12 protein-coding genes are annotated in these 14,598 nt (G+C 36.2%); 11 read left to right on the forward strand and 1 reads right to left on the reverse strand.

Features of this window, described 5'->3' with window-relative positions; translation table 11 throughout:
* The 11 genes from rpsJ (at position 1) to AC2A07_RS14750 (ending at position 11,720) form a co-directional block, all read left to right on the forward strand.
* Positions 1-306, forward strand: coding sequence for a 30S ribosomal protein S10 (gene rpsJ, locus AC2A07_RS14700; RefSeq protein ID WP_002661363.1), 306 nt, complete (start codon positions 1-3; stop codon positions 304-306).
* 111 nt (positions 307-417) lie between these two features.
* Positions 418-1,245, forward strand: coding sequence for a GLPGLI family protein (locus AC2A07_RS14705; protein WP_484051037.1), 828 nt, complete (start codon positions 418-420; stop codon positions 1,243-1,245).
* Positions 1,246-1,384: 139 nt separating this feature from the next.
* On the forward strand, positions 1,385-3,646 hold the full coding sequence (locus tag AC2A07_RS14710) for a TonB-dependent siderophore receptor (protein ID WP_484051038.1): 2,262 nt from the start codon (positions 1,385-1,387) through the stop codon (positions 3,644-3,646).
* Between the two features lie 14 nt (positions 3,647-3,660).
* On the forward strand, positions 3,661-4,281 hold the full coding sequence (locus tag AC2A07_RS14715) for a hypothetical protein (protein WP_484051039.1): 621 nt from the start codon (positions 3,661-3,663) through the stop codon (positions 4,279-4,281).
* A 144-nt stretch (positions 4,282-4,425) separates the two neighbouring features.
* Positions 4,426-5,556: a PepSY-associated TM helix domain-containing protein gene (locus AC2A07_RS14720; protein ID WP_484051040.1), complete on the forward strand. Its 1,131-nt coding sequence runs from the start codon at positions 4,426-4,428 to the stop codon at positions 5,554-5,556.
* A 272-nt stretch (positions 5,557-5,828) separates the two neighbouring features.
* A complete protein-coding gene (locus AC2A07_RS14725; protein ID WP_484051041.1) occupies positions 5,829-6,374 on the forward strand; it encodes a carboxypeptidase-like regulatory domain-containing protein in 546 nt (181 codons plus the stop codon).
* Positions 6,347-8,254 (forward strand): TonB-dependent receptor, encoded by a 1,908-nt coding sequence (locus tag AC2A07_RS14730; RefSeq protein ID WP_484051042.1) that lies wholly within the window; start codon positions 6,347-6,349, stop codon positions 8,252-8,254. Before AC2A07_RS14725 ends, AC2A07_RS14730 begins: the two co-directional genes overlap by 28 nt.
* Before the next feature lie 8 nt (positions 8,255-8,262).
* Positions 8,263-9,606 (forward strand): hypothetical protein, encoded by a 1,344-nt coding sequence (locus AC2A07_RS14735; protein WP_484051043.1) that lies wholly within the window; start codon positions 8,263-8,265, stop codon positions 9,604-9,606.
* Between the two features lie 161 nt (positions 9,607-9,767).
* Positions 9,768-10,256, forward strand: a complete 489-nt coding sequence (locus AC2A07_RS14740) for a low affinity iron permease family protein (protein WP_484051044.1) — start codon at positions 9,768-9,770, stop codon at positions 10,254-10,256.
* Positions 10,257-10,550: 294 nt separating this feature from the next.
* Entirely contained in the window at positions 10,551-10,823 is a 273-nt protein-coding gene (locus AC2A07_RS14745; protein ID WP_484051045.1) for a hypothetical protein, read from the forward strand.
* A 75-nt stretch (positions 10,824-10,898) separates the two neighbouring features.
* Complete coding sequence (locus AC2A07_RS14750; protein ID WP_484051075.1) at positions 10,899-11,720, forward strand: GLPGLI family protein; 822 nt, start codon at positions 10,899-10,901, stop codon at positions 11,718-11,720.
* A 32-nt stretch (positions 11,721-11,752) separates the two neighbouring features.
* Here the strand turns inward: AC2A07_RS14750 and AC2A07_RS14755 are convergent, their stop codons facing one another.
* A complete protein-coding gene (locus AC2A07_RS14755) occupies positions 11,753-14,452 on the reverse strand; it encodes a hypothetical protein (RefSeq protein ID WP_484051046.1) in 2,700 nt (899 codons plus the stop codon).
* Between the last annotated feature and the right edge of the window lie 146 nt (positions 14,453-14,598).

Raw genomic sequence — 14,598 nt, forward strand, 5'->3', positions numbered from 1 at the left:
ATGTCACAAAGAATCAGAATAAAACTAAAATCTTACGATTATAACTTGGTAGACAAGTCTGCTGAGAAAATCGTAAAAACAGTAAAGGCTACTGGTGCTGTTGTAAACGGACCTATTCCATTACCTACCAATAAGAGAATCTTCACGGTGTTGAGATCTCCACACGTAAACAAGAAAGCAAGAGAGCAGTTTCAGTTATCAGCTCACAAGAGATTGATGGATATCTACTCTTCTTCTTCTAAAACCGTAGATGCTCTAATGAAATTAGAGTTACCAAGCGGTGTAGACGTTGAAATTAAAGTGTGATAATTTAATTATTATGATGATACAGATCCCTTTTCTATTGAAAAGGGATTTTTTTTGTTTTAAGTTTAAATGAAGTCTGACATTATTGATAATTTTGATTAAAATAAAAGTATGAAAAAGCTCATTTTAGTTTTGTTTCCTCTTTTCTTATCTGCGCAGACCCATCGTTTTGTGTATCAGTTTCAGTACAAATCAGATTCACTGGCAAATTCATTTGCCAAAGACAATATGATTCTTGATATTAATCCTGATGATGTCAGGTTTTATCCCTACTATTATGCTGAAACTGATTCGTTGAATATGATCCGTGGTCAGAATGTAACCGTATGGGATGATCACCTTCCCGCAATTGTAAGAAAAAAGAACTCTTTCGAAAATCGGTCACTGATCATGCTGAATGATTTTTTCTCTTTAAAATCAACGGATAAAATGACTTGGAAACTCTATAATGAGACCAAAACTGAGGGACAGTATACATTACAGAAAGCAACAACAACTTTCGGTGGAAGAGACTGGACGGCATGGTTCTGCAAAGAGGTCAATCTTGGTGAAGGACCCTATAAATTCAGAGGTCTGCCGGGATTGATTTTCGAAGTTGCAGACGATAAGAATAACTTTATTTTTAAGCTTATCAAAAGCATGAAATTTCAGAAAACGTACGGCGCTAAGTTTCTTGAAAGTTTTTCAGGGCGAAAACCAATACCTGTTAATGAAAAAATCATCGCCTTAAAACAGCTGGAACTTTATAATGATCCTTTACACAATATCGCAGAATCTTTTAAATCAAATACAGATCCTGAAAGTACATTTTACGTTTCCGGAGTTCAGATAAAAAGTTTAGACCAGCTGAAAGCAATGTCTGATATACGGAGAAAAACCATGATGAGGGAAAACAACCCGATAGAAATCGATAAAGCAGTAAAGTATCCTTTAGATTGACAAAAGTATTTAGGTAAAAAGTCCCTTTTTTTAAGAAAAGGGACTTTTTTTTGTGAAAATTTAACAATAATGACATTTGTCAGGGAGTTAAATTTATTTAGAATTAATAAAAATAATATTTTTGTTTCAAATTTAAATAATGAGAAAAACGGTAGTGATCTGTTCTGTTGCTCTGGGTGTAAGTTTTGCCAGTGCCCAACAGAAAAAAGATACCATTAAAAAAGAAAGCACAATAGAGGAAGTTGAACTTTTCGGTGAACGTAAAAAACAGCCTCAAGGTCTCGATGCTATTACAAGATTACCTTTAAAGACCAGGGATCAGATACAAAGTATTTCAGTAGTTTCTCATAAAGTAATTGAACAGTTAGGAGGACTGACAGTTACAGATGTTGCTAAAAATGTTCCGGGGGTAACCTTGTTTTCAAGTTATGGTAGTGGAAGTGAAAGTATGTCAATAAGAGGTTACAGAGGTGTTCCTGTATTGAAGAATGGTGTACAGCTGGATTCAGATTTCCGTACTGCAGGTATGATTACCGATATGCAGGGAGTTGAAAGTATTCAGGTCATCAAAGGTTCTGCTGCAGTCAGTCAGGGTATTGGCAATGGTCTGGGATCTGCAGGTGGAGTTATCAATGTTGTTACAAAACGCCCTAAGTTTATTGATCAGACCAACGTTGGTTTCCGTTATGGGAGCTGGGATTTTTACAGACCAACAGTAGATTTTCAAAAAGTTTTGGACAGCCAGGGCAAGGTAGCTGTTCGGTTCAATGGAGCTTATCAGAATAATAATTCCTTCAGAGCCCATGTTCAGGGGGAAAGAATCTATGTGAATCCGTCTGTCACTTATCGTCCGGATGACAGGACAGATATTCATGTGGAGATGGATTACCTTCATGACAACAGAACTCCGGATCGTGGAACAATCAATGCCGCTACAGGTGATACCGAGGCATTGTATCATATGCCCAAGGGGAAATTTTTAGGATATGCTTCAGACTATGCAAAGACAGAGACTTTTAATTTTGCGACCACAATCGTAAGGAAGCTTTCTGAACGGTTTAAAATAAGAGCAGCGTTCATCAACTCAAACAGTAACTCAGATAATGAGGCTTCATCTGTTTCCCTGCCTTCAGGAGGTACTGATTATAATATCAGGCAGAGAATCATTGGTAAATCTCAGTCTGAAGATATTAACCGTGTTTTGCAGTTAGACTTTATCGGTCAGGAAGTGAAAACCGGATTTATCAGTCATACTTTTCAGGCTGGTTTTGACTGGAGGGAAACTGAAACTTCTTCGGTTATGTATAATGCTTATAAAAACACAATCGCTCCACAGAATTTAATTACTGCACGGGCTATAAATATTGGAGGAACAAATTATGCAGCAAACCCTTTAGATGTTTTTGATGTGGTAAATGGAAGTATCCCAAATACACTTCCTGTCGCTGTAGTGTACGAGAATTTAGGACGCTCAAACGCAGTTTTAACACCAAGTATCGGAGTTTTGGCTCAGGACGTTTTATCATTTGGTAAATACATAAAAGCGCATTTAGGATTACGCTACAGCAGGCTCAATGGCTCTGCAAGCAGAGTTGTTGACACCTGGAACCCTTCATTGGGATTAATCGTGTCTCCGTTTGAAAATGTAAATGTTTTCGGATCTTATACCACGACAACTTCATTGCGTTCTGTCAATAATATTCTTCAGGCCGGAGGAAATGTGGGAGCTTCTGATACAAAACAGTGGGAGGCTGGGATCAAGTCAGATTGGTTTAATGAAAAACTCAGATTCAACGTCACTTTATTTGATATCAATACGGATAACTTATCCTTCCAGATCCTGAATGAAGCTTACCAGCCTGTGAGAGATACGAATAATAATATTCTTTACGGTCTCGCCGGAAATCTTAAAAGAAAAGGAATCGAAGTGGAGCTGATCGGAAGAATCTTACCTAATTTACAGATCATGTCAGGATGGGCATATCTGGATGCCCAGTATCAGAACAGTCCTGCCTATGTCAATGGTTCAGCACCGATGAATGCTCCGAAGCATACGGCAAACGGATGGCTGAATTATAAATTTAATGAAGGAGTGATCAGAGGCTTAGATGTAGGTGCAGGAATTTATTATGTAGGAAAAAGACCGGTAGATGAATGGACTCAAAAAACCTTTACTGCAGCACATATCAACAGTGTACAGCCCGGAACCAGGCCCTTTGATATGCCGGAGTACACAACGGTGGATGCTCAGATAGGATATTTATTCAAAAATGGATTGGGGCTCAGGGTATTTTTCAACAATATCTTTGATGCTGTAGGATACAGTTCCTATTTCAGGGGGGGCTTTATTGATCAGATCCAGCCAAGAAATTTCTCAGCACAAATCAATTATAAATTCTAAATCAATTAACAGTTATGAAAAATATTAAAACAGCAGTAGCAGCATTAGTTTTGGGAGTATTCGTTATCTCATGTTCAGGGGAGAATAAAAAAAGAGGTACGGATTATTCAAAATTTAAAACTGAAGTAACCATGACCCCTGACCAGGAAAAAAAATACGATGAGATCATTTCAAGATATCAGAAGCAGTCGGCGCAAAATTTTGAAGCGGCAAAAGCACAGGGAGGTAAGATGGATCGTGTGGCGTTAGGAATTAAAGGTGAAGAACTCAGAGCGAAACAGGCTGATGAGATGTCAGCAGTCCTTGATGCAGGACAAATGGAAAAGTTTAACAAATTTGTTGATGCAAACTCGAGAAAAAGACCCAGGTATGATAATCAGCTTTTAGAGAAAATAAAAACAGGTCTTCAGCTTTCAGAAGATCAGTTTGCAATGCTGAACGCTGCTAATGATGCTTTTGAAAAATCATTTAATGATGCACATGATGTCTATCACGGAAATAATAGCCTTGCAAAAGAATATTGGGAAAAGTTTGATCATCAGAGAAAAGAAGCTTTAAAAAAAGTTTTTACTCCGGAACAATATGTAAAATTTACGGATATTGTAAAAGATCAGGAATTTAAAGGAAGAAAGTAACATTCATACTAATTTTTATACCAGGCATTAAAACAGGATAGAACTTGTTTTAATGCTTTTCGGTTGGCTATGGTAAATAAAACCCGTTTAAAAAAAATACTGATCCGGAAAAAACGTAAAAATGAATCCCGGTTTAAATATTTGATGGGACTGCTTCATTTATGGTTAGGGCTCATCTCTTCACTGGTGATCGTTACCGTATGTTTATCAGGATGTATCTATGCATTTAAAAATCAGTTTTCAGATATTCTAAACCATGAAAAAGTATTTGTGAGCGAAAAGGCTGAACCAAGAAAAACCCCTGGCCAGATTCAGGAAATACTCTTTAAAAAAGGTAAAGAACTGAAAAGCATCATGATTCCCTCAGCTAAAAACAGGAACTATATTGTTTCATATTCTCAGCAGGATGTGGATTTTTCCGCATATTTTGATCCGTACACCGGAAAAGAATTAGGAATGGGTGATGTTAATATGAACCGCTTTTTTGAAGTCATTCTTGATCTGCACAGAAATCTCATGATGGGCAGTACAGGAAGACAGATTAACGGTGCTGCTGTCCTCATGTTCTGCGTTCTTCTTTTTTCAGGATTTATACTTTGGATCCCAAAAAAAATCAAAAACCTCAAACAGTCTCTTACAATAAAATTAAGTGGTAAATTTCAGAGGATCAATTATGATCTTCATAATACGATGGGTTTTTATGCATTTCTGATATTATTTTTTATGGCAGTCACAGGTTTGTATATTACTTATCCCTGGGTAAAAAACACACTGATTGTTTCTTTAGGTGGAGAATCTCTTTCGGATCTTTCATCAGTCAGTGCAAAAAAAGAAGATGATGCTTTTGACCGTATCTTTGATGATATGCTGAACCGTCAGAAGGAAAAATCTGCTGTACGGGAAAAAGTAGTTTCAATACAGGAAATTTCAGTTTCTGCAGATAAAATTCTCCCCTATAAGGCGGTAACCACTATTGAATTACCGAATAAAGATAATCCGAGGTTTGTCGTAACAAAAATAAATACTGAAAATTGGCTTGGAGCCATGTTGCCGGATCAGATTACATTTGATCAGAAAGGAGAATGTAAGTCAAAAGAATTGTTCTGGGATAAACCTCTGAATAAACAGTTTACATCGTTGGCAAAACCGTTGCATACAGGCGAAATTTTAGGACTGAAAAGTATTATTCTATATTTTATTATCTGTTTTATCGGTTTTTCCCTTCCAATAACAGGCTTTATTTTTTGGCTGAATAAAATCAGGAAAATAAAATAAAGGTATATAAGCTTGTTACTGTGATTTATTGGGAGCTGCATTATCATCAACCATTCATATTGAAATTATGTTACATTATCTATTAGGTAGGGATAAGGATTTAAATTTAAAATGATTCAATTTGAGAATATTGTTATTATTTTACAGATTTATACTTATTTTATTCATTAAAATCTATTATTTAATGAATGTGATTTTTATCATAAACTTTATTTTTCAGGCTTTTTATTTTTAATTAGTCTAAATAATATTTATTTTTACAAAAAAACATAGTGAGATCAAAAAATTACCTGACGATTATTCTGTTGCTTCTGACAAATTTTGTAAACGCACAGTTTACTGTTCGCGGAACGGTTCAGGATTCTGAGAACAATGCTGTTTCGGATGCCCGTGTACTTTTATCAGGGAATACTGTGCATAAAACATTAGAAACTGACAGATCAGGAATTTTTAGATTTGAAAAAATTCCAAACGGATCTTATAAACTGATTGTTACCAGAAATAAGATTAGGAAAATTAAAGAGATAAAGGTTTTTCATGCTGATATAGCGTTAAACATCTCGTTAGAAAATCAAAGAAATACCCTGAGCGATATAGAAGAAGTTAAAATGGTCAAGCTGAAGTCGGTAAAGGCGGAAATTGAAAAAAAAGGTTTTGCCGTTAACGTAATCGAAACGAAAGATGCGGCCTTACGGAATCTGCAGACTGTAGAATTACTTGACCGGACGGTCGGTGTAAGGATACGTCAGAATGGTGTCTGGGTTCAGATCTTAGTTTTAATATCAACGGGATGTCCGGCAATTCTATACGGATTTTAATTGACGGAATTCCTGTGTCATCGTACGGATCTTCATTTGATCTTAACAGCATACCGCCTGCGATGATTGAAAGAATAGAAGTTTATAAAGGAGTGGTACCCGGATATATCGCAGATGATGCTTTGGGCGGAGCGGTTAATATCATCCTTAAAAAAGAAATGAGAAATAATCTCGCGCTATCACTGTCTTACGGATCTTTTAATACCATTCAGAGCAATTTTAATTTTAATTACAGAGGAAATTCAGGTTTCACAGCGAACCTTTCAGCATTTTATAATCACTCTGATAATGATTATAAAGTTTGGGGAAGAGGAGTGAACAATGTAATGCCGAACGGAATGATCGTACCGACAAAAGAGAAACGTTTCAATGATGCTTATGATTCGAAAGGCAGCGTCGTTGAACTCGGGTTTACCAATGTGAAATGGGCAGACAGACTGATGATAGGATATACACACTCTGATGCATATAATGAAATTCAACATGGTCTTTTTATGGCAAGACCCTATAAAGGACGGTTTGCAGAAGCAAAAGCAGATGTCCTGTCATTCAATTATGATAAGAAGGGTTTTATTTTTAAAAATCTGGATGTCACTGTTAATGCTCTGTACAGCAAGCGGGTCAGAACATTGAATGATACCGTTTCCGGACTCTACAACTGGGACGGACAAATGATGAGAAACCTGTATGGTGATCCTGTCAAATCCCCTTACGGTGCTCAGCAGGGTGAAGCTACCATAGGGAGGATCCACAGAACAACAGGCTCAGTGCGATCCGGATTTACCTATCATCTGAACAGAAAAAACAGGTTAATAGTAAATCATATGTTTCAGAATATTGACCGTGTAGATGATGACCTGATCCGGACGGTCGTGCAGAGAAGCTATATGGGAACCAGGGATCTTACCAAGAATAATTTTACACTTACCTACGAGCTCAATGCGTTTAATAACAGACTCAAAACCTCAGTTTTCGGAAAATACTACAATCAGAAGGTGGCTAGAATGGAACCTGTAGCAAGAGTAATCAGTGGTCAGAACGTTCGTATTGAAAATTTTGAAGAGAGAACTATCGATACCAATGGATATGGTATAGCAGCCTCGTATTTACTGAATAAATCAATAGTCATACTTGGTTCCGCAGAAAAAGCCGTAAGGCTTCCCTCAGAAAACGAATTGTTTGGTGAAGCCGGTGAAAATATCGTGCAGAATTTCAGTATAAATCCTGAGACGAGTAATAACTTGAATTTAGGGTTTAAAGTTGGGCCATACCGGGCAGGGCAGCATAAGTTTTCAGTAGGGTTTAATGGTTTTCTGAGAGACACAAGAGATAAAATTGTAAGATATCCCGAGACCGGTAATTTCAATACGGCGACTCAGGCTTTACCTTTCAGAAATGATCCGGCTACGAAGTCACTGGGATTTGATGCTGACGTACAGTATTCATTTTTAAAAAGTATACTGATCAACTACAACGTTTCAAAATTCAACACAAAGTTTAATAAAAAAGGTAGTGGTAATTATGGGCTTCAGCTTCCCAATGAGCCGTTTTTCATTATGAATGCCGGCCTGCAGTATATCTTTTATGATTGGTTCAGACAAAACTCCAGATTCAATTTATTTTATAATTACCGGTATGTTAAAGCATTCAACAGTGCTTTAGTCAGTGGAAACTTAGCCGGTTACGATTATTTCATTGTACCTACACAGCAGGTTCACGATTTCGGCGTGAGTTATCAGTTCCCGAAAAAAGATTTTATCATAAGCCTGGATGTAAAGAATGCTTTTGACAGATTGGTCTATGACAATTTCGCAGTACAGAAGCCTGGCAGAGCATTTTATATGAAATTAAATTACACAATTAATAATACAACAAAATAATTTAAAAAATGAAAAAGAAATTATTAAACATCGTCCAAATAACAGCTTTTTTAGGAATGACCCTTACCGCTGTAAATTGTACTTCAGACAATTTTGATGTTACGGAATCTGCAGCAGCAGATGAAAGATGGATTACTCTTGCAGGATCATTGCAAGGGACTTCTCCGGGTGATGGCAATGGAGGAATGGTCATTTATTCTGTTAATTTAGCGGATGCCAAAAACCCCGATAAGGAATTCAGTATTTTCAGTAACGGATATGTAGTCCCTTCCAACCGTACCGCACGTCTGAATGCTTCGCAGGATGGCAATTTTGTATATAATATTCCTTACACAGGTGATAATGGTGGTATTTTCAGCAAATTCCGTGTAGGAGGAGGAAACAGTTTTCAGCAGGAAGGGGCCAGCGTCAGTATTGCTCAGTATGCCACAGCGTCACCACGGTGGGGAAAACTTTACGACGGAGACAATACAGGTGTAGCAGCCAATATTGCAGGATTTACTAACGGAACCAATGCATCGGGCTCATTTGCCTACACCAGGGGAGATGCTACTTTAGTAAGTTTTGATCTTAAAAATCCTTCGATCAAAGCAACAACAACGCAAAAGATTCCCCTTTCGGCAGATGAAGAGCAATTGGGATATCATATCTGGAGAATGGATGCCCCTGTTCTGAACAGGGCAGGAAATAAACTTTTAGTAGGAACATGGATGCGTAAAACAGATCCTGCGACAGGTTTGAATCAAACAGGATCTTACACACGTCTGGGCTCGAAAACAGTTGTTTTCGACTATCCGTCACTGCAAAATCCTACTGTCATTACTTCGACAGTAAGTCACGGCGATACTTCCGGATACAGAAGTATGAACAGTTATTTAGGGGATGACGGAAACATCTACCAGGCAACTCAGAGGGATTCTGACGGAGCTCATATTCTGAAAATTAATCAGAATAATGAGTATGATAATTCTTATGTTCTAAGCTTGGATACAGCTTTAGGAATTATAGGGTCAACTGTAGAAAACTGGAAATATGCAGGGGACGGAATTGCCTACGTTATGTATTCTTACGCCAATGCACCTGCATCACCACTTACAACACAGCCCCAAAGCTTTCTTGCAAGAGTAGACCTCAATGCCCGTACCGCTCAGAGAGTGGATCTGCCTTACGAGATCGATATGTATTTCTTCCAGCATCAGGGAATTCTTGTGTATGGTGATGATGTAATCATTCCGGTTTCAGCAGTAGGGAAGAACGGAAACATCTATATTATTAACAAAAAGACAGGTGCCGTTACAAAAGGTGCAAAACTTATTAATAAAGAAGGGGCTCAGTTTATTGGAGCATTTTGATTTGTAAACAATAGAATGAGAAGCCGGATTCTTGTAGAATACCGGCTTTTCTATTTCTATTTATTGAAAGAAATTTCAAATTCAGTCCGTTAGAAGATATACCAGAGAAATGGGTTTGATCTAGGAAAGTTTTGTGTATTTTTAATTAAAATTAAAAAACAATGTCAAAATCGGACAGAAGCATTTTTGAAAAGTTTTCAAACTGGTCAACAAAATTTACAGGCAGCTCATATGCTTTTATCGGAGCTGTTGCAATCGTTATTATCTGGGCTATTTGCGGACCTGTTTTCAAATATTCGGAAACCTGGCAGCTTATCATTAATACCGGCACAACAATTATTACTTTCTTAATGGTTTTTCTTATTCAAAAGTCTCAGAACAAAGATTCCAAAGCAATTCAGATTAAATTGAATGAGCTTATTGCAGCCAACGAAAAAGCAAGCAACCGCATGGTCGATATTGAGGATCTGACTGAAAAGGAGCTTGATCAGATTCACTGTTATTACGAAAAATTGGCAGATTTTGCTGAAGAGGACGAGGATATCCATGCTTCACATTCAATTGATGCAGCGAAAAGAAACCAAAACTATAAACATGAATTTTTTAAAAGGAAACATGAGGAATGGCTTCAAAAGCGTAAGCAAATTTAAAAACCAATGTCTCCAAGCCTGATTTATGGAGATCTCTTATTGTTGAAAGCTGAATTATTTTGACTTCTGTATAATGTTTTAAACTTTTTGTTAACAGTTGTTAACATCTGTCGTTTTAAATTTATTTTGAGTAATAATTTATCGTTTAATAAAATATAAGTTAAATGGTTTATTAATTAAAATTCAAAAATAGTAATTTAAAATAATGTCATAATTTTATTTTTCTATGTAAAGTTTTGGATAGCATTTTTTTTAGTTTTAGTTTTAAAATGTTAACAGAATACAATTTACACGATGAAAAAATTATTATCAGTATCAGCATTAGGAATTGCTGCATTATTGAATGCAAAAATTACATCTGCAAAAATTTCCGAATTTAAAACTGTCGAGCTAATACGCTTAAAAAAAACTGGAATTTTGGTGATAAGCACTCAAAATTTACCTCCACAATGGATTGAATTTGAAGCACCATGTGGTAAAGTGTATTGGATGCAGGCAGGAAACTATAAAACTGTTGCAGATTTTTTGGATGCGCAACAAGATTTCAATGACGCAAAATGTGACTAATTACTATTCAGATAAAACTAACGCTGTTCAAAAATATCTACAGCCTTCTTAATTTTATTATTTATGAAATGTAATATGATCATATTAGCCTGTTTTCTCCTATCTATTTGTATTAAATCTCAATCAATATCAGGAAGTTTTTCATTACCGCCCGATAAATATAGCTCTGAAAAATATGGGAAAAGCATTCAAAATATATATTACCAACTTTCTTATGTATTAAATCCAAAGTCCGGGAAAAAGAAAGAAGTGATCTGTATTTTACAGGTAGGTGCTGAATTTTCCAAATTTTGTGAATTGAATACAATCAGGTACGATTCTTTAGCTGAAAAATTCAGTAAACGAGAAAATATTGGTGTGAAAGAAATGAATCAGATGTTTTCTGTCTATCCGAAGTGGAAGACTGTTGTATTGAAAGATTTAAAGAAAAATTCTTTAACAGTGCAGGATAGGATAAAAGACAGCTATCAATATGACGAAGAACAACCCGCTATCAGTTGGATACTGCAAGATGAGACTAAAGTTATTCTTGACCATATTTGTCACAAAGCAGTAACAAATTTCAGAGGAAGAAAATATACAGCCTGGTTTGCAAAAGATATTCCTCTAAATCACGGACCTTATCTCTTTAACGGTCTGCCTGGTTTGATCATGGAACTTCGGGATGATAAAGATCATTATCATTTTACTGCTGTGGCTCTTGATAAAACCCCAAAGGAAATTTATTTAAGAAATGAAAAAGGCATCTTTAAAGTAACAAGAGAGAGATTTAGAAAAATCAAAAAATCTTATCATGATAACCCTTCTTTTTTTTCAGGTTCTTCTTATGATGCGGAGGGTCATGCGATAAATGATAAAGTTAGATCTAAACCCTATAATCCGATTGAGTTAAAATAAAAGCCTGCAAAGTTGCAGGCTTTCATTTCAAACTATCTCTTCATAAAATAATCAAAATAACTACAGCTTCCCAAAATGGTTTTTGCGGCTTCTGTATCTGAATACTGAGCCTTCAGCTGAGCAAAATAAGTTCTGTACTTCTGATTTTTAACATCATTCATCTGCTTTTGATAAGCATCATTTTTTTCTGACCATTGAGGATCTGAATAATCAGTATTTGACTGATTTTTTGCTTCATACTGATAATATTTGCCCTGCTCTGCACTCGCCATCTGAAACAGGATTCTTGCTTTCTGCTCTTTGTCGGTCGAAATGTTCATAGCTTTTTGGTAAAACTGCAAAGCTAAATCGAAATTATCAGGTTCAATATAAGTCGTTGATGTGAAATTTTTATAATAGTATTGGTAAGGGGTTTTCTTACCAGTCTGCCAAAAATCATATTTACCGCCATTGCTGTTATCAATATCCATCACAAACAGTTCTCTGTAATATCCGAGTACAGAGGTGTTGTACAAAAGATTTCCAATCATTTGGTTGGCATGCGCTGCCTTTTGATCTTTCCCGCTTCCTTCTTTTTTAAGCTGGATCAGAGCTTCTGCCAACTGAAGTTTATTCATTTTTGTTTTGATAAAAGGAAATGCAGTGTAGTCTTCTCCCTGCATACTTTCAGAATCAGTGCTTTGAAAGCTTTCCCAAACATTGTGACCAAAAACTAAATCAGGAATGTTATTGAAGCCGTCATAGTTTTGACCGTCATAAACCAATTTCTCATAATTGCCGGTTTCCCGGTTATAAGTTTCATAGTTGTCTCTTGGGATTCCTGAAAAATTCTGAGCTTTTTGGTAATAGGATTTTGCTTTGTCAAAATCAGCCAGGCGCATCGAACGGTCACCGTATATAACAGTAAAAAATGCATCAATGTTCCCTACATTGTCCATGTTTTTAGCGATGATCTGTTGCTCAAACTGTGTCTTGTTTGGTTTTCTGTAAAAATCTTCCACGCTTTTGACCAATGTTGAATTTGGGTTGTACTGAAGATCAGATAATTTATTATTCATCAGGTATGACTTTCCGTCTTCACCCTGCAGAAAATAACGGTTTGCCAAAACATCTTTCAGGAATGAAGCGGTTGAGGGCTGGGATCCATAGTTATCGTAACCTTCGTCATTTAAACTGTCTTTTTCAATTTTCTTTTCAACAAAATAATCTGCGTAGTCTTTTATTAAATGATCTTCGTATTCTGCATCGATCTTAGGCTGCGAAACAATATCGTTTAGAACTTTCATCCGTTTGATCTCTTCAAGATATTCAGGATTGTTAGTTTTGATCTCATCCAGAATTTCTGTACTTGCCTGATAATCTTTTTTCAGGAATTTCAGATAGGCATTGGCGATCTGCCAGTATTCGTCAGTTGATTTCTCTTTTGTTTTATCGGTGAACTTCTCTAAGTCATTAAGGAAATCTACCTGTTTGTTATCATAATAGTAACTTTGATTTTGTGTATAAAAAGGAATTCGGTCAGGATTTTCAAGCAACTCATCATCACTCTGGTCATTTTTATTTCCGTCCTTATTTTTATCAGAATCAGAGTTGAACAGGTTTTTAAAGAACAGAACAATTTTCTGCCAAAAGCTTAATTCTTTCTTTTCGCTCTTCTTTGCTTCTGTATTGGATGTTGTTTTTTCAGTAATAGATTTTCCCTGATCCTTGGATTCATAGTAATAAGTGGGGAGATAGCTTCGTTCCAGTTCATTGATGCTTCTTGCAGCCATCACTTTCAGAATTTCCGAACTGGGGTCAATATCGTACATTTTTTCCATCATAGGGATCGGATTGGTAAAATCTTCATATCCTAACAGAAAATACGCCATGTTCTTTTCTTCATTATTTCCCGCTCTTTTCAGAATATTATTGAATGAGGCAGTGTCGGAAAGTTTCATGGAAATGAATGCTGACTCTTTCCGGTTTTTACTGTTTTTGAAAACCTGAAAGAAATTCCAGTTGGCTTCACTTCCCATTTGTAATCCTCTCTGCGCACCCGCTAACTGATCCAGTGCCATATAATAAGCTGCACCCTTTAAAGAAATCGGCTGCACATATTTTTTAAAAGCATCAAGCGCCGCATCAAAATTTCTTGTATAATGATTGAATCTTACCAATTGGTATCCGTAACGCTGTTTGATTTCGGGATTTCTGGCTGCATTATACAGCGACGTCAAAGCTGAAACCGTTTTTGTGTAGTCCAGCTGCGTGGCGTTTTTATCGTTTTCATTTTCCCTGTAATAAAAAGAGTCAGGTGTTTCTACATAATTGATTTCCATGTAAGGCTCAAGATATTTTGCTTCAATCAGATAGTCAATCCCTTCACGGTACTTTGCATAGAAATCCGTACCTGCTTTTTTAAGCAGCGGATTACCCGAATTCCCTTTCTTGAGAGCATTAAGGTCATTCATGGGGATTTTATTCACCAGGTAGTCGGTTTCAGTATAAGTAAACTTGTTATTAAAGAATTTTCTCCATGACTCTATATTCTCATTAGGAATCTGAGAAGTTTTAAAATCAGTATAGAATCTTGACGAATAGTTGTGGAGAAAAGGCAGGTAAGACTTATCTTTAATGATGCTCTGGGTAAAAAGATTAAAATAATCATAATCAGGATCTGCCCAGGCGCAGGCTCCGGCCTGAGTATAGAAAAGGGATGCAACTGCTAATGATAGAATGTACTTTTTCATATTTATTTTTGGTGTTTTGTCTTTTTTAATGAGGCAAGAAGTTCATTTTTGCAGATCATTTATCATTTTTAGAGCCATTATTCTCTTAAATACCATTAATATATTTATGATATAACTAATTGATATTTTTCAGACTTTAAAATACT

This window comes from Chryseobacterium sp. HNCC26DJ238, from assembly GCF_057180465.1.